Origin of the sequence: Neptuniibacter sp. (assembly GCF_024231755.1) — a bacterium.
GTDB lineage: Bacteria > Pseudomonadota > Gammaproteobacteria > Pseudomonadales > Balneatricaceae > Neptuniibacter.
In genome coordinates this window covers 1-19,531 of record NZ_JAAEQH010000241.1, presented here as the reverse complement: position 1 = coordinate 19,531, position 19,531 = coordinate 1, and the positions used below count along the sequence as shown (strand labels likewise).

Here is a 19,531-nt window from a genome sequence, read left to right as displayed (position 1 = left end):
CTTGTTATGAGACGAATCTGAGTTGGAGCGGCATCTGCTACCCTTGCTCCCTTAATGACTCACCGCATTTTTATCTCAACTGTCGGCAGCCATGAAAGAGAGACTCCTAATAGCAAGTAAAGTTCAGCCAAGTCGTTATCTTAAAACTCCTTGTTTAAGAGCAAGTATAGGGCTGAAACTAAAAAGCCACCCTAAGGTGGCTTTTAAATATCGATAAAAATTAAAGCTTTTCTATTTCAGCTTTGCTCTTCAACTGAGCTGTATGATCCTGATAGTCCTGCTGTCCCTGACGGTTATTCAGCACCATACTCATCATTCTCAGCTCTTCTTCATTCAATTCAGCATCTACAGCTGCAACCTTATCCAGAGCAACAACAGCATAACTGCCATCGATCAAGCTAACTGAAGCGAAGCTGGAGGCTCCCTCAGCAGGTTTTGGCATCTGGAATACAGATGTACGAATCTCTTGAGGAACGGTGTTGTCACGGCGTGCCACTGCCTGGAATGACTCAACTTTTGCTCCAGCAGCCAGACTATCCAGTGCATCACCCTTACGCAGGCTCGCGACCAGTTCAGAAGCTGTAGATGTCAGCTGTTCAGCCGTTTTCTGCTCAACAAGGATTGCTTTAATCTGCTCTGCCACCTCATCCTGTGATTTTTCACGTGGAAGCTGATGCTCAACAATACGCAGAACCACAGAGCGACCAGAATCCAACTCAACAGGAGTACTGTTCAGCCCCTCTTTGATCAACTCAGCATCAAATGCAACGGTAAGGATCTTAGGGTTAGAGGTAACCGGATCTTCATTTCCAGAGCGCGAGAAAAGTTCAGTTTTCTGAATTTCCAGACCCAGTACTTCTGCAGGCTCAACCAGGTCACCGGATGAGAATGAAATATCTGCTAAACGCTCAAGCTGTCCTACATACTCTTCTTCCGCTTTTTGATTCAGCAGATCTTCGCGTAGTTCAAATTGCGCCTGCTCAAATGCAGGAGCTTCGCTTTCAACGATATCAACCAACTTAATCAGGTGATAACCAAACTCAGTGCGAACAGGTTCTGATACTGCGCCCTTCTCAAGAGCATACAGTGCATCTTCGAATTCAGCAGAGAAAACACCTTTTTCGTTAACGCCTAGATCACCACCCATTTCAGCAGAAACCGGATCATCCGACTCAGATTGAGCCAGAGTTTCGAACGACTCACCAGACGCAAGGCGTGCAGCGATTGCATCCACCTTAGCCTTAGCAGCCGCATCATCCTGCTCATCAGAAACTTCAACCAAGATGTGAGCTGAGTGACGTTGCTCCTGAGCCTGGAAGTTATCGACCAGTGTCTGATAAGCAGACTCAACGTCATCATCCGTAACACTCAGGCCCTTCGCAATTTCATCGCGGTCCAGAAGCAGGTATTCGATTGCTACCTGCTCATCAGACATAAACTGACCGCTGTTCTCAGCATAATAATCTGCAATTTCTTCATCAGATACAGTTACAGAGTTACGAACAGGTTCAGCATCAAGCGTGAAGTAACGGATATCACGCGTCTGACTATCCAGATTCGCAAGAGTCTGTAGCTCAGACTTTAATGAGAACGCAGAAAGCATGTAAGCAATACGCTCCTGCTCTGTTACTTTCTCTTTCTTAACCAACGCACGATATGACAGAGGCGTCAGGCCAGCGTTACGCAGCACCATTTCAAACTGGCTACGCTCAAACTTGCCATCAACCTGAAAATCTTTAGTAGAGACGATCAACTGATCAATCATGGCATCAGAGAAAACTAAACCCTGATTCTCGGCAGACTGAACCAAAACTGATTGTTCAATCAAACCTTCTAACACCATGTTACTGATTAGATTTTCATCCAGTAATGCCGGGTCAGCATCATCACCCATCTGGTTCAGCATCTGACGACGTTGCAACTGCACGCCCTGATACAAATCCTGTTGACTGATCTCTACCCCATTAACAGTGGCAGGTGCATTACTACCGGCTGTTAAACTTACAAGTGACTCAACACCAAACAATGCAAAGGTCACCGCAATCAGGCCAACAATAATCTTGGCGACGATACCCTGTGAGTTATCACGAATGGACTGTAGCATTATGCCTTTCAACCCCTGGCAATTACTTTTACACATAAAAAAGGCGCATTCTCAGAGGAATGCGCCTTTCAACTATTTCGAAATGTTTGCATTTACATGATGCAAACCATTTCTGAATTTTGGCGGAACGGACGGGACTCGAACCCGCGACCCCCTGCGTGACAGGCAGGTATTCTAACCAACTGAACTACCGCTCCTGATGTACGGGACTTGAACCCGTGACTACCACTCAGTTTAACTTTTCAAAAAATAGTCTGACTTTATGGTGGTCGGGTAGTTCTTAACGAACTACCACTCCCGAAAGTAAGATCGTGACGCGATCAGATCTTACTTGTTTACTGCGTCTTTCAGAGCCTTACCAGGCTTGAAAGTTGGCAGTGTAGCAGCAGCAATCTCAATTGGCTTGCCTGTCTGCGGGTTACGGCCTGTACGAGCAGCACGCTCTTTTACAGAAAATGTACCGAAACCTACCAGCGCAACAGAGTCTCCGTTCTGAAGTGCACCTGTAACCGCTTCCAGAGTAGCATCAAGTGCACGACCTGCAGCTGCTTTAGGAATGTCGGCTGAAGCTGCGATAGCGTCGATCAGTTCAGACTTATTCACGTTGTTCCCCTTTAATAGATCATTATTTTTAGTTGTTCCGTTATCCATGCCCAGCAAGATGGTCAGGCATTTATACCAAGCGGTAGAAAGCGGTGTCAAGACAACTTCGGAACCTTTCTACCCCTGATGAATACTAATGTGGCTTTATTTGCTCCGGCTCAGCTTTTGAACTTTTTTTCTTACCGGAAACCACTTCTTTGTTGTCTTGCTCGACAGGTTTTGGTTGATACTTGAGGGCAATGTCCAACACCTCATCAATCCACTTAACCGCCTTAATATCGAGATCTGCTTTGATATTGTCAGGAATTTCCTTCAAATCACGCTCATTCTCTTGAGGAATGATGACAGTTTTAATTCCGCCACGATGCGCCGCCAACAGTTTCTCTTTCAAACCACCGATCGGTAAAACCTGCCCGCGAAGGGTAATTTCACCGGTCATTGCTACATCCGCTTTAACCGGAATATTGGTTAGAACTGATACTAAAGCAGTACACATACCAATACCCGCACTTGGGCCATCTTTTGGTGTTGCCCCTTCCGGCACGTGAATATGGATATCCTGTTTCTCGTGGAAATCACTTGGAACACCCAGAGCCTCAGATCGATTTCTAACCACTGTCAGCGCAGCCTGAATCGATTCTTTCATAACATCACCCAGACTACCGGTAGTCACCTGACGGCCTTTACCCGGTACCACGGCGGTTTCGATACTCAGAATATCGCCGCCTACCTGAGTCCAGGCCAAGCCGGTTACCAAACCTACCTGATCCTGCTCTTCAGCAATTCCGAAGTTATGCTTGCGAACACCACTGTAATGCTCCAGCTGATCTTCACCGATAACAACCGGTTTCTTGGTATCACTGGACAGTGCTAGTTCTTTAACGACTTTACGGCACAGTTTAGCGATCTCACGCTCCAGACCACGTACACCCGCTTCTCGCGTGTAGTAACGAATAAGGCCTTGAATTGCATCATCCGCAATCTCTACCTCACCCTTCTTAAGACCGTTGTTCTTAAACTGTTTCTCAACCAGATAGTTACGAGCGATGTTTAGCTTTTCATCCTCTGTGTAACCTGGGATTCGAATAATTTCCATTCGATCCAACAGAGGACCTGGAATATTCATAGAGTTGGAGGTACAGACAAACATCACATCTGAAAGGTCATAATCTACTTCCAGGTAGTGATCGTTAAAGCTGTTATTCTGTTCCGGATCCAAAACTTCCAGCAAAGCAGAGGATGGATCGCCACGTTGATCCATGCCCATCTTATCGATCTCATCGAGCAGGAACAGCGGGTTTTTCACCCCAACTTTAGACATCTTCTGCAATAGCTTACCCGGCATAGAACCGATGTAAGTACGACGGTGGCCGCGGATTTCCGCTTCATCACGAACCCCACCCAGAGCCATACGAACATACTCACGGTTGGTTGCACGAGCAATCGAGCGACCAAGAGACGTTTTACCTACACCTGGAGGTCCAACCAGACATAGAATTGGGCCTTTCAGTTTTCTAACACGCTTCTGAACCGCTAAGTATTCCAGAATACGCTCTTTTACTTCTTCCAGACCGAAGTGATCCTGATTCAGCACTTTCTCCGCACGCTTCATATCATGGCGAACTTTAGAGCGCTTAGACCATGGAATCTGCAACATCCAATCAATATAACCACGCACAACCGTTGCTTCAGCAGACATTGGTGACATCATCTTCAGCTTGTTGTATTCATTCATGGTCTTATCAAACGCTTCCTGAGGCATTTTTGCTTCAGCAATACGTTTCTTCAGCTCATCCATATCGTTGGTGCCGGACTCATCCAAGTCGCCCAACTCTTTCTGGATCGCTTTCATCTGTTCGTTCAGATAGTACTCGCGCTGGCTCTTTTCCATCTGCTTCTTAACCCGGCCGCGGATACGCTTCTCCACTTCAACCAGATCAATTTCAGATTCCATCAAAGCCATGAGATGTTCGAGACGTTCTTTATTGCTCAACATCTCAAGAATCTGCTGCTTTTCTTCAAGCTTCAAAGACATATGCGCAGCGATAGTGTCTGCCAGACGACCTACATCTTCGATATTTTGTAGAGAGGAAAGCACTTCAGAAGGAATTTTCTTGTTAACCTGAACAAAACGCTCAAACTGCTCGAGCACAGTACGCTTATACAGATCATTTTCAGCTTCGGTTAGCTCATCAATAGCCAGAACAGAAGCGGTAGCTGTGAAGAAACCTTCCTCTTCTTGTAGGTCATGGATAGTGGCACGGTAGTCACCTTCAACAAGAACCTTAACAGTGCCATCAGGTAACTTAAGCATCTGCAGTACGCTAGCGACGGTACCTACTGCAAACAAATCTTCATGGGTCGGCTCATCATCAGAAGCATTTTTCTGTGCGACCAGAAGGATTTCCTTCTCACCTGACATTGCAGCTTCAAGAGCTTCTATAGATTTTTCTCTGCCCACAAACAGCGGGATAACCATATGTGGGTAAACCACCACATCTCTCAGAGGAAGGACAGGTAGCTCAAAGCTCTGTACTTGGGATTCGTCATGTTGCGTCATGATGCAAAAGCCTCATCAAACCGGTCCGCGATGTACTGCGGAAATATTATAAAAAACGCGTTGTAGGTTACATGGGGGTCAGAATTTTAATTGCAACCACAAGACCAAAATAAAACTACGCTTTTGAGGAAATGGGAAAAAGCTGTATTTACTTAGCTTATAGCAGTATCCAATCTGACAGACAAATAAAAAAAGGGAATCAAATTCCCCTTTATTAAATTACGAACAATCCTCGTGAAAGATCTATAAACAAACCAGTCAATAGTCACATGCCATAGCATTTGATTAGGGTAACCATTTCAAATGCCATAACACCTTGGAGAATGACTGTAATACTCGCTTAAGGAGGCTTATTCGTTTATTGGTTTCGTTTGTTTCTGGCTTACTTGTAGTAAGCGTTGTCCGTAACAGAGTGATCGGTCGCATCTCGTACTCCGATCAGTGCAGGCAAGCGCTCAACCAATGTTGCTTCTACGCCATCTTTCAGCGTCATATCAACTGCGCTACAACCCTGGCAGCCGCCACCAAACTGAAGAACCGCAATAAAACCTTCTTCCTCTTCAACCAGCTCAATAAGTTTTACTTCACCACCGTGAGAAGCCAGACCTGGGTTGATATCAGAGTAGAGGATATAGTTAATCTGCTCATCCAGAGGACTATCAGGAGAAACCTTAGGCACTTTTGAATTTGGTGCTTTAATGGTTAGCTGGCCACCCATGCGATCTTTAGCAAAATCCACATAGGCCTCATCCAGATAAGGTACGCTAGCCTTTTCGATGTAGAAACGCAGAGTTTCTAGTTCCAAGATCTCATCATCTTCGATCACTTCATCTGGACGGCAGTACGCCAAGCAAGTCTCAGCATAGGATGTACCCGGCTGAGTCACGAACATACGTACCGCCATACCTTCAACGTCCTGCTTTGACAAAAGCTCTACCAGATACTCTTCTGCTGTTTCTGTAACCGTAATATTCATTCTTATCCCGATACTCACTTACATAATATGCCTTACTTAATGAATCATAGGATACACCCATTACAATCCCGAGTAAATTGCTCAGCTATTAAACAATTAATTCTAATATCCAATACTGAGGGAGAGGTTTAAACCTGTCCCCAACGTTTCAATCTGCTAGAATTCGCCTTCCATTTTCAGAGCCACCCTTAAATGCACTCTCAACAGCAGCCTCGACTACAACGCTATACAACGATCCTCGCGTTGGGCCTGCCGATCATTGGAGGCATGCTGTCACAAAGTGTACTGAACCTTATCGATGCAGTACTTGTAGGCCAGTTGGGTGATGCTTCACTCGCCGGGGTTGGCATCGGTAGCTACGCCAACTTTGTAGCTATAAGCCTGATACTCGGGCTGTCTTCTGCGGTACAAACACTGGTAGCGCGTAAACAGGGTCAGGGGCTGGTCGAAGAGAGCACAAAACCCGTTCTATGGGGCATTCTGATCGCCTGCCTGTTTGCACTCCCCCTGAGTCTACTTTTTATCCACCATTCTGAATCTATCGTCGCCTTGATGACCGATAATTCAGCCGTACAGGATATTGCCGCTGAATATTTTGACTACAGAACAGCAGCAATGTTGGCCATCGGACTGCATTTATCATTCCGCGGATGGTGGAATGGTACTAAACGTCCTGGCACCTACTTCAAGGTTCTAATCTTTACCCATGTTCTGAATGTCGCCGTGAGTTACTGCCTGATATTCGGTAGCTTAGGATTACCGCGTTTGGGAGCTCCTGGAGCTGGATTAGGCACCGCGATCGCCCTCTACGCGGGTGTATTGCTTAATGCATGGCTGGTTTACAAGGATGCTAAACCAAAAGGGCTGGCAAACTGGAAAGCTAAAGATATTTCATCTCTATTAAGCCTGCTTAAGCTTTCGATACCCCATTCAATTCAACAGTTACTTTTTTCTCTCGCTATCTGTGTTTTGTTTTGGATCATCGGTCTATTGGGCACATCGGATCAGGCCATTGCCCATATACTGATCAACTTATCTCTGTTCCTGATTTTACCTGCGGTTGGCTTCGGGGTAGCCTCCACCTCACTAGTGAGTCACGCCTTAGGCGAGAAAAAAAGCAGGGAAGCCGCGCAGTGGGCGTGGGATGTTATAACGGTTGCTGTTATTACTATCTCTATCCTCAGCCTGCCATTGTGGGTGGTGCCTGAAATTGTGCTCAGTGCATTCCTACAATCGCAATCGCTTATAGAACAAGCCACTCTTCCACTGCAGCTAACAGCCCTAGCAATCACATTAGATGCAGCGGCTATCGTCTTAAGTCAGTCCCTACTTGGCGTGGGAGCGAGCAGAAACGTATTACTCATCAGTGCTGTAGGTCAGTGGCTGTTTTATCTTCCACTGGCTTGGTTATTTGGCCCTTATTTAGGTTTTGGCTTGCTGGGGATATGGAATGTTCAATTGGTGCACAGAAGCCTTTCTTCCGCTGTTTTTATCAGCATATGGAAACAAGGAAAATGGCTGGAAATCAGACTTTAAATAGCTGCCAAGAAAGTTTAGCTATAGTATGAATTCCAGCTTCTTGGTATTTTGTTAGTTCACGATAGTAAGGAACCTGTAGGACGTGGAACATTCGCTGGTCTTTTCTTTTTTCCTGATTTTTACCGGGGCAGCGGTGATTGCCTCACTAGCACTATATACCCGCCAACCGTTGCTGGTTGCCTATATCGCTCTGGGAGCTATTCTCGGACCTTATGGTTTCAGCATGGTGTCCGATACTGAACTACTCACTGAAATTTCCCATATAGGTATTATCTTCCTTCTATTTCTGCTCGGCTTGGATATGCAGCCCTCCCACCTGCTGCATATGTTAAAAAAAGCGACACTGGTTGCGATCATAAGCTCGATTCTGTTTTTCCTGATAGGCTACTCGGTCGGATTAGCCTTTGGGTATACCCAAACAGAGAACATGATCATTGGTATCGCAGTCATGTTCTCCAGTACCATCATCGGCATTAAACTACTGCCAACAACAGTTCTTCATCACAAACACACCGGTGAGTTGGTTGTAGGTCTTCTACTGCTACAGGACGTTATTGCGATCATGGTACTGCTGTTTCTATACAGCGGTGCGAATGAGTCCGCTACAAGCAGCGACACCATGGCTCAGTTCGCAAGCACTTTAGTCGCTCTTCCACTGATCATTCTTGGTGCTTTTGCATTCGTAAAATATGTATTGTTGAAACTAATCCAGAAGTTCGACCGTTTTCATGAATATATATTCCTGCTTGCCATTGGTTGGTGTCTAGGACTGGCAGAAATAGCTAACCTAGTGGGCTTGTCAGCTGAGATTGGGGCGTTTGTGGCGGGGGTAACCGTAGCGACAAGCCCTATTTCACAATATATTGCCACCAGCTTGAAGCCTCTTAGGGACTTCTTCTTGATCCTGTTCTTCTTCTCAATTGGAGCCAGCTTCAATCTGTCTCTGGTAGGGCTGATTGCAATTCCTGCAACCATTCTGGCCTTACTGGTACTGGGCCTGAAACCGGTTATCTTCCGTTTCCTGCTAAGTCGTATCAGTGAATCACCTAAGCTGGGCTGGGAAGTAGGTTTCCGTCTGGGGCAGATCAGTGAGTTTTCGTTATTGATCGCTTATATTGCAGCAGGTGCAGCGATGATTGGAGAAGAGGCATCCCACGTAATTCAGGCGACAGCGATTCTAACCTTCCTGCTGTCCAGCTATGTGGTGATCTTTAACTTCCCATCACCCATTGCGGTATCTGATAAATTACGCAGAGACTGAATTCACAGTCTCTGCATTTTATTTCAGCTGAAAAGCTCTATCTTACGCTCAGCCCACAGTTGCTCTGATTTGGCTAATAGCTCTTCATTACTTCCCTGGTCACCCAGAAGGCGCAGGGTCACAGCCATTGTTGAGATAATCGCTTGATAACCATACTCATGATTAGATTCACCTTTCCACACGGATAGTAGCATCTCTGCAGGTAACTCATCCTCTTTCACAAAACGCTTCTCGACGGTTCTCGGCCACTCATACTCGGAAAGCTCGCCGTCAGTTACCCACTGCAGAAGGCATTCTGTATCCGGGCGAATTTCTGCTTCTCCGCCATCTCCTTTCATTGTCAGGTTGCGTTCTATACCCAGTAGCTTGGCCGCCTTCTGATGCATAGGTCCATATGGAGGGTGGAAAACACCATCAATACTAGCTGCAGCCTCAGCCGGGTTAAGCATACGACAGAGAGTGTGCACAGGAGAACGCAGCCCCAGAATCGGACGTAGCTGAATAATCTCACCTAATGGTGGGCAGAAATGATCAACTGACATATAAGCAAAACCACAGCGCTTAATCTCATCAGCAGTTTGCTGCCATTCATTACAAGCTTGCAAGCCAAACAGGCTGAGCATATCTTCAACATAAATCCGGCCCGGTGTATGACCTCGCGAACCATGCATAAACACTTTGTAACCATGGGAGGCCAAGCAAAGCGCTACTAAAAGGTACCAGGTATGGCGACGCTTTTTACCCGCGTAGGTTGACCAGTCCAGATCAACTTCCAGCTCTACATCCATTGTATAACGACTACGTACCGCGTCAGCAAAACCCGCTAACTCCTCCGGGGCTTCCTCTTTTACTCGTAGCAACATTAAAAATGCACCTAGCTGTTCAGGCCTGACCTGATTATCCAGAATCATACCCATTGCCTGCTCTGCTTCTTCACGAGTCAGCGAGCGGGTGCCATTTTTGCCTTTACCTAAAATACGAACGAAAGGTGCAAATTTGTGTTCTTCAATCATCGAGGATAATACCTTGCCTATACAGGAGTACTGGAGGTGTCTTAGTATGAAATTCTCGTTAGTTTAATGAAAATGTTAAACGTTGTCTCAACTGCTACTTCTTCTACCTTTATATTTTACCCCTTCTCACTAGGCCTGTTAGCAAGCCTTACTTTGCTCACACTGTAACTGCAGGAACCATGCGGATTTTCTGGTAGAATCGCCCATCATCTCTAAAGGTACTCCAATGAAACGCAAACCCAGCCTTTTCGCTAAACCTAAAGCAGGCTCAAAACCACAACGCTCAAAGCAGATGGTCTATCCCGATGTATTGGAGGTAGAAAGCTTGAGCCATGAAGGCAGAGGAATAGCCAAGGTTGATGGGAAAACCATATTTATCAGTGGGGCCCTGCCAGGGGAAAGCGTTAAGTACAAAATAGACACTCAACACCGTCGTTACGACGAAGCCAGCTGCACCGAGGTTATCAAAGCTTCGCCCCAGCGAGTTGAAGCCAAGTGCCAACACTACGGCACCTGCGGTGGTTGCGACCTGCAGCATCTGAACCACGAAGATCAGATCAGCGCAAAACAAACAACTGTTATTGATCAACTGGATCGTCTGGGTCATTTTACCCCTGAGACAATAGAGCAACCGATCCAAAGCCCCGAGTGGAATTATCGCCGTAGCTGCCGCCTTGGCATCAATCAATTGCAAAGAGATGGCAGTGCTATTGTGGGCTTCCGCCGAAGAGGCAGTAGCAAACTCACTCATATTAGTGATTGTCCGGTGCTAGCCGAACCTCTTAATGAGATTCTCAAAGCCCTGCCGTCTATTCTGGAAACAGAAGAAGACTTTAAAGGAATAACACACGCAGAACTGAGTGAAGGCGATGAAAGTGGAGCACTGACACTACGCATCAAGAAACCTCTAACTGATCACCTATCTGAAAAATTGCAGCAGTTGGCTTCTGAACATAACTTCTCTCTATTTCTGGATGATGGACAGAAACTACAGCGCACTGATAAAACAGCTGAGCTTTTTTATCAGATCGAAAACAGCTCAACTCAGGTTTATTTCGAACCCGGTGACTTTATTCAGGTCAATGCCTCGGTAAATAATCAGATGATTAACCGAGCTATCACCTGGCTAGATCTCAGCAAAGATGACCGGGTACTGGATCTGTTCTGTGGTGTCGGTAATTTCACGCTCCCAATCGCCGGCCATGTCGCTGCAATTGTCGGGGTAGAGGGTGTTGAGGAGATGGTAGAAAGAGCAAACCAGAATGCCTCCAGAAACCAACTCAGCAATTGCAGTTTCTACCGGGCCAATCTAAGCAAAGATCTACGCGCCCTGCCCTGGTATAAACAAGGTTTTAATAAAATCATCCTTGATCCGCCAAGAACCGGAGCCTTGGAAGTCATCAAGCAGCTGGAAAAACATCAAGCTGATATGATCCTCTATGTGTCTTGTAATCCAGCAGCATTAGCCAGAGATGGAGCAGAGCTGATTAAGCAGGGATACCGCCCAAGCCGTTTCTGTGTCATGGATATGTTCCCGCATACTTCACACGTTGAATCTCTGGTGTTATTTGAACGATGAACTCTCCTGAAATTCTCTATTCTGATAGCAGCCTTGTTATTGCTAATAAACCCTGGGACATGCTCTCAGTTCCAGGCAAAGGGCCTGAGAAGCAGGATTGCCTTTGGCGCAGAGTGCAGCAGGAATTTCCAACCGCTCGGATTGTTCATCGTCTCGATTACGCTACGTCGGGTCTCATGGTGCTGGCGCTGACACTGGAAGCACAAAGGGAACTGAGCAAAAGCTTTCAAGAAAGAAAAACGGCAAAGCGTTACCAGGCCATCATCTCCGGTTCACCCGAGCAGACCTCGGGCTCTATAGAGCTACCTTTACGCTGTGATTGGGAAAACCGCCCCCTGCAGATCGTTGATTTTGAGCAAGGTAAACAGGCTCTGACTCACTGGAAAATGACTGGAACAACTGAACTGGGTACACGTGTTGAGCTAACTCCGGTGACTGGCCGCTCACATCAGCTAAGAGTTCATATGCAAGCAATGGGTCATCCAATCATCGGAGACCGCTTCTATGCAGATGAGAAAGGGAAAGCTTCATCAGAAAGGTTACTACTTCATGCTGAGTATCTGGCGTTTCCACATCCTGATACTCAGCAAGAAGTTGAGTTTACTGCTCCCTGCCCTTTTTGAAAAAGGACAAGAAGAGCATTAGACTAGCCGTATTGGTGAACCCGAAGTAAAGCTGGAGATGTTCTCAGCTGTTTGCTGAATGATACGCTTGCGTGCTTCTACACTACCCCACGCCATATGCGGGGTAACGATTAGATTAGGAATGGAGTTATCCAGTAGAACATTGCCTTCGACCGGGGGCTCTACCGTCAGAACATCAGTCGCTGCCCCTGCCAAATACCCAGCTCGTAGCGCATCAGCCAGATCAGACTCATTTACAATGCCACCACGGGCTGCATTCACAAGAAACGAACCCTGCTTCATTTTTTTGAACGTATCACGGGTAAAAAGGTTTTCTGTCTGTTCGGTTAAAGGACAGTGCAAGCTGATCACATCCGACTTCTCTAACAACTCCTCAAAGGAAACCCGACCGTCAGACACCTCTCCGCCTATTCGTTGGCATATGAGTAAGTTCATGCCAAAAGCTTCAGCGATTCTGGCAACGCCCTGCCCCAGATTACCGTAGCCAATCACACCTAGGGTTCTTCCCTTAAGCTCAATTACAGGATGATCAAGAAAGCAGAACTGCTGTGACTTCTGCCACTGTCCGTTATCAACGTCAGTTGAATAGGCCAGTAAATTGTTATGTAAAGCCAGAATCATTGACCAGACATGCTGAACCACCGAATCAACACCATAAGCAACACAATTGGATACGGGCACTGAGAACTCCTGAGCAGCCCTCTTATCAACAACATTGGTTCCGGTGGCCAGTACGCAGATGTATTTAAGGCCTTTAGCCTGAGAAATGGCTAGGCGATCAAGCGGCGTTTTATTGGTAATGACAATATCAAAACCTTTAATCCGCTCTGAAACTTTATCTACAGGTGTCAGTTCATAGCAGACCAACTCATCAACTACCGCTTCTAACGGTGAAAGGTCGAGCGTTTCGAGACCTTTCAGATCCAGGATTACAGCTTTCATAGTCTTCACAATATAGCCTTTTTAATACGTTCCCGATATTAGCCAGAAATTGAAAAAGGGCCATAAGGCCCTTTTATCATAGACAACCGAGTAGACTAACAGGGTTACCCTTTAGGCAGGTTCTCTTTGATAGTCCAAAGCATCTCTTCAGCAACTATCGCTGGTGCAGCCAACCCTTCATTGGTCAGAACACTCAGATAAACACCTGTGCGGGTACGAATAAGCTTCAACTGATACTGACCTGTATGCTCAAACTTACCGGTACTCTGGTTATAAATTCCTGATTCACCAGTCCCGAATACATAGATCGGCTTTCCGGCAAACCAAATTTTATAGCCTTTCTTATTACCTTCATCTTCAGGGTTAACGAGAGTATCCTGCTCGCCTTCTTCTAGCCCTTGAAGGTATGCAGCAGTTTTGCCTGAAGTGTATGAAATACCACTATCATCTTCTTCAAAACCCAACGCTGCGGAGATTGAACTGGTATCCAGTGTAATCTCTTCACGGTCTGAGTGTAGCCATTCAAAGAACCCCATTTCTTCAACATCTTCAAAAGGTGTTGAAGTGGTATATGTCATATAGAAATAACCTGTACCACGATCACGGGTACCTACATCCATATCCGCTTTATCCAGAGCATTACTGATTTCAGTCCATGCGGTATCAATGTCGGTATCCAGTTTCAGTACCGGATTCGCTCGCGAATCACGTCCCAATTGAGTACCAGCACGGCGCTTCTCCTGGAAAGCAATCAGAGTCTGCTCCGAACGCTCACCCGTTGCTTTACCTAGGTAACGCAACACCTCAAACATCATGTCCGATTTGTAGCTGACATCACGCGCCTGATTAGCCCAATCCACAGATGCCACTTCGTCTTCTTCAGCAAAACGTACATGTCGCATGGAGATTGAAGTACGATCTGGCTGACCGTCAACAGGTCGCAAGCTCACATGAAGTTTATCTTTTGTATCCCCCGGAATATCCTGGAATGTCAGACGTTTAACCCAAGTGTCCACAAAGCTAAACTCTTTAGCTTCATTATGGATCCACTGCGTTTCCATCCGTCCATTACGTGGATCAGACTTGGCTAGTTCGATACCGTTGAATTCCCAGAACTCTTTCAACTTAACCCAAACGCTAGTGATTCCCTCATCAACAATGATCAGTTTCTCATTTCCTTCGCGCTTAAGGCTTACTGATTCACTGCCAGCCTCAGCGTAGAAGAACTCAGGTCTAGGAACGATAAATTCGCCGGTACGAACAGTCCCTACGGTACCGACCTCAGGAACCGATAAAGTATCTGCGGTTTGTTTAGCCGTAAGATGCTCTGGAATTTCCAGGCGCTTACCTTTCTCTGCTAACTCATAATCCTGACTTCGGTCACGGATAATACCGTCTTCACCGTAGATAGGATTGTCTTCCAATACACTGCAGCCAGAGACCATTACACTAGCTAAAACAGTTAGAGATACTATTTTTTTCATTATTTAGGATCGCTTAGATAATTTCGCTGCTTTTCAATGCATCACGAATAGTGCCATGGAACTCATCCGCAAGAACTGTCAACGGAAGACGGATGCCAAGTCCCATCAAGCCCATTTCAGCCAGAGCCCATTTCACTGGGATTGGATTGGCTTCTACAAACAATTTTTCATGCAGTGGCATCAGTTTATTGTGGATCGCACGTGCTTCATCAGCTTTGCCAGACATAGCTAAAGCGCACAGCTCAGCCATCTCAGCAGGAGCAACATTGGCTGTTACGGAGATATTACCGTGACCACCCGCGATCATCAGTTCAACCGCAGTAGCATCATCACCAGAATAGATAGCGAAGCCTTCTGGCGCTTTAGCAATTAGTTCTTTTGCGCGCTCGATATCACCCGTTGCTTCTTTGATACCAACAATATTGTCAATTTCAGCAAGACGCAGTGCAGTCTCAGGCAACATATCGCAAGCAGTACGACCTGGAACGTTGTACAGGATCTGCGGAATATCTACTGCCTCAGCTACCGCCTTGTAATGCAGGAATAAACCTTCCTGAGTAGGTTTGTTGTAGTAAGGTGTAACCAACAAACATGCATCGGCACCTACTTTTTTAGCTTCTTCAGTCAGTTCAATCGCTTCAGACGTTGAGTTTGCACCCGTACCTGCAATAACCGGGATACGGCCTGCAACACGATCAACTACACGTTTAATGACCTGACAGTGCTCATCGCAATTAAGAGTTGCGGACTCACCAGTAGTCCCCACAGCGACGATAGAATCCGTGCCCTTATCCAGATGCATATCCACCAGTTTGTCGAGGTTATCCCAATCGACATCACCGTTAGAAAGCATAGGGGTAACAAGAGCAACACTGCTGCCAGTAATCATTTTTTTCTCCATGAGATATATCATCAAGTTCTTAAGCAGAAGACAAAATTACTCTGCCAATCGAACTATTACAACCAGAATTAACCCTTCAGGGCTAACCTTATAATCTGAACGATATCTGGTATCGTATAAAGGGTCGTTATTCTATACGATTTTCTACTTTGTTTAGTAGCCATCATCACTAAGGATTTACTATGAGCAGCCTAACAATTGACAAAAAAGTGCCTTCTTTTACCGCTCAGGCAACAAGTGACGTCACCGTTTCACTGGATGAACTTAAAGGTAAGAATGTAATTATCTATTTTTATCCTAAAGACAGCACACCAGGCTGCACCACTGAAGGACAAAATTTCCGCGATTCCATTGCCGAATTTGAAGCGGCAAACACAGTGATTTTTGGCGTATCACGTGACGGAATGCGCGCCCATGAAAATTTCAAAGCGAAACAATCATTTCCTTTCGAACTGATCAGCGATCCGGACGAAGAGCTATGCAAACTGTTTGATGTAATTAAACTGAAGAAGAACTACGGCCGCGAGTATATGGGCATTGAGCGCTCAACCTTCCTCATCGACGCAGAAGGTGTTCTGAAACAAGAGTGGCGCAAAGTGAAGGTAAAAGGCCACGTGGATGAAGTTTTGGAGGCAGTTAAAGCGCTGTAACCTCAGCCTTTATTACCCTAAAAGTACGAAAGAGCAGCGCAGAGGCTGTATTAAAACGTAATGAGCGCAGGCTACAGAAGGCAAAAATACACGAGAAAGCACAGTCAGTGTGCCCCTTAGGGTATTACTGGAGTAAATATTCGCTGCGCTCACCCTAAAGGGCCGCCCTTAGGCGTTGTGGCAGTGAACTGCCGCTGAGCATTTTGAGTGGATTTTTAACGCCCTATAGCCAAGTCGTAATAGTTTTAAAACAGCATCTTTAAGCGCTGCTCTCTTCCAAAACCACCTGTTTAGCCTTCGGCCACGCGCTCAGAATTGCCTTGATCAGGGTGGCAAGAGGAATAGCGAAAAACACTCCCCAGAATCCCCAGACACCACCAAACACTAGCACTGAAACGATAATAGCTACCGGATGTAGGTTAACGGCTTCTGAGAACAGAAGCGGAACAAGGACATTGCCATCAAGGGCCTGAATAATGCCGTAGGCAATCATCAGGTACATAAAATCACCACTCCATCCCCATTGGAAGAAGGCGATCAAAGCTACAGGTAGAGTTACCAGTGCCGCACCAATATATGGAATCAATACTGAAAGACCTACCAGAATACCGAGTAAAGCTGCGTAATTGATGCCCAGGAAGATGAAGGTAATGTAAGTCACCACACCCACTACGATAATCTCGATCACCTTGCCGCGGATATAATTAGCGATCTGACCATCCATCTCAGTCCAGACCTGAGTCATCATGTCACGCTTTTCAGGTAGAAACGAAACCCACCAACGGGTTAGCGAGCCACCATCCTTGAGGAAAAAGAACACCAAAATTGGCACAAGCACCAGATAGATAAGAAGAGCGATAATCCCGGTAATAGAGTTCAATGAGAATGTAACAACCCACTGCCCCATCTGGGAGAGCTCAGCCGCGGCCAGATCAATCAGTTCCAATACTCGATCTTCAGAGATAAATTCTGGATATTTCTCTGGCAACAATAGAAGAACGGCCTGTATTTCGGAAAGAATCCCCGGCAGCTCATTAAACAGATTAATACTCTGTTTCCAAGCCAACGGCATAACGATCAGTAATAAAGCCCCAACGCCGCCAACAAACCCCAAGAAAACCAGTATCACAGAAAGAAGATGGGGCATATTCATCTCTTTGAGACGATTCACACCACCTTGCATCAGAAATGCCAGAATAATCCCTGCAAAGACTGGCGCTAAGGCCTGCCCAAGGGTCAAAATAACCAACAAAGCAGCGGCTAGCAGAACGAAAAGCAGCAACGCCTCTTCATCTGAAAAGTAACGCTCTATCCATTTACTAAAGATCTTGCGCATCTGCTTGCCTAATCAGCCACGTCTGATGATATAGACGTAAGGCTCCTGTTCAGTGAACGTTTGTAACAATTCATGGTCAGACTGGTCTGTATAAGCTTTAAAATCTCTTATTGAGCCACTGTCTGTCGCGATAACTTTAAGAACCTGCCCAGGCTCCAAACCGTTTAAAGCCTGCTTGGCTTTTAACAATGGCAATGGGCAGTTTAGGCCGGAGGCATCTAAGACCTGATCGAATGAAAAATCTGTCATTAACTTAACTTTACGTATTTTTTATTGTCGTTATCAATTTAGTTCAGCACTATATAAGGAACATCAGGATAAGTCCCGAATTTTCTCTATGACCAACAATGACTTATTCTTTAGTGCAATAACACTCAGCACGGGCTTTTTCGGATACTTTTTACATGCCTAAAATGCACAACCCTTTTCTGGCGATATGTTTTTCATCACTGCTATTCTTATCGCAATTCATATCGCCACAACAGTCCCATGCAGAAACCCAACTTCCTGACATTGGAGGTAGTGGGTATAGCATTATTTCGTTACAGCAGGAATACAATCTTGGTCGAGCTTGGGCTCGAATGCTGCGCGGTAGCGCGAAGATTTATGAAGATGCACTGGTAAGCCAATATGTTGAAGATCTTACCTGGAGCCTGGTCACTCACAGCCAACTGACTGACCGTAGATTAGAAATCCTGGTACTGGACAACCCAAGTATCAACGCTTTTGCAGCGCCCGGCGGCATTATTGGTGTACACACAGGTTTGATTCTGACAGCAAAGAATGAGGGACAGCTTGCTTCTGTACTGGCACATGAACTAGCTCACCTCAGCCAACGACACTTTGCAGCACAACTGGAAGAGCAAAGACAAAACCGACCCTTCTTCCTTCTCTCGATGCTAGGTAGTCTGCTGGTAGCTGCTGCTGATCCAGAAGCAGGTATGGTAGCACTACAATCTACCATGGCATCTTCAGCATCCTCAAAACTGTCATTCAGCCGCCAGAACGAGCGTGAAGCCGACTACCTCGGTATGCAAACACTAACCTCTGCGGGATATTCCCCTTACGCCATGGCTGAAATGTTCAACCAACTTCAAGAGGCTGCCCGATTCAGTCGTGTGCCACCGGAATTCCTGCTAACTCATCCCGTAACGCAATCCCGAGTGTCGGATGCTCTGAACCGAGCAGAACAGTTCAAGAATAAAGAACAGCGCCTTAATACCTTTCATTTCAATATCATAAGAGCAAGGGTCCAGGCTCACTACGCCAAAGACAAAACCCAATTACTGGAAAAATATGAAGCTCTGAAACAGAAAGCCTCCACCGATGATCTGCTCTACGCGATCGCCTTCACAGCTATTCAGAATAAGAAATTCGATTTAGCTAAGCAGGAGATGAAAAACTTTTCCTCTCAGTTCAAAAAAAGGCTAAGCGCCAGATTGCTAAAAGCAGAACTCCTGATGGCTCAAGAAAAGTACCGCGAGGCAGTGGCCGAATTTGAGAAGCTGCGTGGACTCTACCCTGATAATCATGCTGTCAGCTACCTCTATGCTGAATCTCTATTACATTTAGGGCAGCCTGCAAAGGCATCGCAGATCTATGAAGCATTACTGGAAAACCAACCTGATGATAGTAGAGCCTGGTACCTGCTAGCAGAATCCTATGGTTTAGAAGGCAATATTGTGGGCGTGCATGAAGCACGTATTGAATACTTTCTGCTGACCGCTAATGTTGATAGAGCCTTAAAGCAGGTAGATTATGCTCTGCGAGACCCGCAACTCTCCTCTCACGAGAAAGCACGCCTAGAGCAACGCAAAGAAGATGCCCTTCAGATTAGAAAATCATTGGAAATGAGGCCTTAAGGCGCAAATCAGATAATAAAAAAGCCCTCTATTACGGGCTTTTTTATATAAATATTTCTATTTGTTCAGCTGAGCAG

General features: G+C 45.9%; 16 protein-coding genes and 1 tRNA gene. 6 read left to right on the top strand and 11 right to left on the bottom strand.

Annotation, left to right across the window (positions count from 1 at the left end; genetic code table 11):
* Positions 1–220: 220 nt before the first annotated feature.
* From GY843_RS12830 to nfuA, 5 genes are all read right to left on the bottom strand, one after another.
* Positions 221–2,104, bottom strand: a complete 1,884-nt coding sequence (locus tag GY843_RS12830) for a SurA N-terminal domain-containing protein (RefSeq protein WP_297310244.1) — start codon at positions 2,102–2,104, stop codon at positions 221–223.
* 120 nt (positions 2,105–2,224) lie between these two features.
* Positions 2,225–2,301, bottom strand: a tRNA-Asp gene (locus GY843_RS12825).
* Between the two features lie 130 nt (positions 2,302–2,431).
* On the bottom strand, positions 2,432–2,707 hold the full coding sequence (locus GY843_RS12820; protein WP_007020114.1) for an HU family DNA-binding protein: 276 nt from the start codon (positions 2,705–2,707) through the stop codon (positions 2,432–2,434).
* Between the two features lie 133 nt (positions 2,708–2,840).
* Positions 2,841–5,267 (bottom strand): endopeptidase La, encoded by a 2,427-nt coding sequence (lon, locus tag GY843_RS12815; RefSeq protein ID WP_297310240.1) that lies wholly within the window; start codon positions 5,265–5,267, stop codon positions 2,841–2,843.
* Between the two features lie 382 nt (positions 5,268–5,649).
* On the bottom strand, positions 5,650–6,243 hold the full coding sequence (gene nfuA / locus GY843_RS12810; RefSeq protein ID WP_297310238.1) for a Fe-S biogenesis protein NfuA: 594 nt from the start codon (positions 6,241–6,243) through the stop codon (positions 5,650–5,652).
* A 192-nt stretch (positions 6,244–6,435) separates the two neighbouring features.
* Between nfuA and GY843_RS12805 the strand changes: the two genes are divergently transcribed.
* Both GY843_RS12805 and GY843_RS12800 read left to right on the top strand, forming a co-directional pair.
* Positions 6,436–7,779 carry an MATE family efflux transporter gene (locus tag GY843_RS12805; RefSeq protein WP_297310236.1) on the top strand — a complete coding sequence of 448 codons (1,344 nt, stop codon included), beginning with the start codon at positions 6,436–6,438 and terminating at the stop codon, positions 7,777–7,779.
* An 85-nt stretch (positions 7,780–7,864) separates the two neighbouring features.
* Entirely contained in the window at positions 7,865–9,043 is a 1,179-nt protein-coding gene (locus GY843_RS12800) for a cation:proton antiporter (protein WP_297310235.1), read from the top strand.
* Between the two features lie 23 nt (positions 9,044–9,066).
* Here GY843_RS12800 and GY843_RS12795 read toward each other — a convergent pair whose 3' ends face one another.
* Entirely contained in the window at positions 9,067–10,056 is a 990-nt protein-coding gene (locus GY843_RS12795) for a glycosyl transferase family protein (RefSeq protein WP_297310234.1), read from the bottom strand.
* Positions 10,057–10,282: 226 nt separating this feature from the next.
* Between GY843_RS12795 and rlmD the strand changes: the two genes are divergently transcribed.
* Entirely contained in the window at positions 10,283–11,635 is a 1,353-nt protein-coding gene (rlmD, locus tag GY843_RS12790) for a 23S rRNA (uracil(1939)-C(5))-methyltransferase RlmD (protein WP_297310233.1), read from the top strand.
* Complete coding sequence (locus tag GY843_RS12785; protein WP_297310232.1) at positions 11,632–12,258, top strand: RluA family pseudouridine synthase; 627 nt, start codon at positions 11,632–11,634, stop codon at positions 12,256–12,258. Before rlmD ends, GY843_RS12785 begins: the two co-directional genes overlap by 4 nt.
* Positions 12,259–12,276: 18 nt before the next feature.
* Here the strand turns inward: GY843_RS12785 and GY843_RS12780 are convergent, their stop codons facing one another.
* From GY843_RS12780 to dapA, 3 genes are all read right to left on the bottom strand, one after another.
* Positions 12,277–13,221, bottom strand: a complete 945-nt coding sequence (locus GY843_RS12780) for a D-2-hydroxyacid dehydrogenase (RefSeq protein ID WP_297310274.1) — start codon at positions 13,219–13,221, stop codon at positions 12,277–12,279.
* Positions 13,222–13,325: 104 nt separating this feature from the next.
* Positions 13,326–14,705 (bottom strand): outer membrane protein assembly factor BamC, encoded by a 1,380-nt coding sequence (bamC, locus tag GY843_RS12775; protein ID WP_297310231.1) that lies wholly within the window; start codon positions 14,703–14,705, stop codon positions 13,326–13,328.
* A gap of 13 nt (positions 14,706–14,718) precedes the next feature.
* On the bottom strand, positions 14,719–15,594 hold the full coding sequence (gene dapA / locus GY843_RS12770; RefSeq protein WP_297310230.1) for a 4-hydroxy-tetrahydrodipicolinate synthase: 876 nt from the start codon (positions 15,592–15,594) through the stop codon (positions 14,719–14,721).
* A 194-nt stretch (positions 15,595–15,788) separates the two neighbouring features.
* On the opposite strand from dapA, the gene GY843_RS12765 reads away from it, so the two are divergent.
* Positions 15,789–16,256: a peroxiredoxin gene (locus tag GY843_RS12765; protein WP_297310229.1), complete on the top strand. Its 468-nt coding sequence runs from the start codon at positions 15,789–15,791 to the stop codon at positions 16,254–16,256.
* A 259-nt stretch (positions 16,257–16,515) separates the two neighbouring features.
* On the opposite strand, the gene GY843_RS12760 is transcribed toward GY843_RS12765, so the two are convergent.
* Both GY843_RS12760 and GY843_RS12755 read right to left on the bottom strand, forming a co-directional pair.
* Positions 16,516–17,592: an AI-2E family transporter gene (locus GY843_RS12760; protein WP_297310228.1), complete on the bottom strand. Its 1,077-nt coding sequence runs from the start codon at positions 17,590–17,592 to the stop codon at positions 16,516–16,518.
* A 12-nt stretch (positions 17,593–17,604) separates the two neighbouring features.
* Complete coding sequence (locus tag GY843_RS12755) at positions 17,605–17,841, bottom strand: sulfurtransferase TusA family protein (protein ID WP_297310227.1); 237 nt, start codon at positions 17,839–17,841, stop codon at positions 17,605–17,607.
* Positions 17,842–17,996: 155 nt separating this feature from the next.
* On the opposite strand from GY843_RS12755, the gene GY843_RS12750 reads away from it, so the two are divergent.
* Positions 17,997–19,454, top strand: a complete 1,458-nt coding sequence (locus GY843_RS12750) for a M48 family metalloprotease (protein WP_297310226.1) — start codon at positions 17,997–17,999, stop codon at positions 19,452–19,454.
* Positions 19,455–19,531 lie beyond the last annotated feature (77 nt).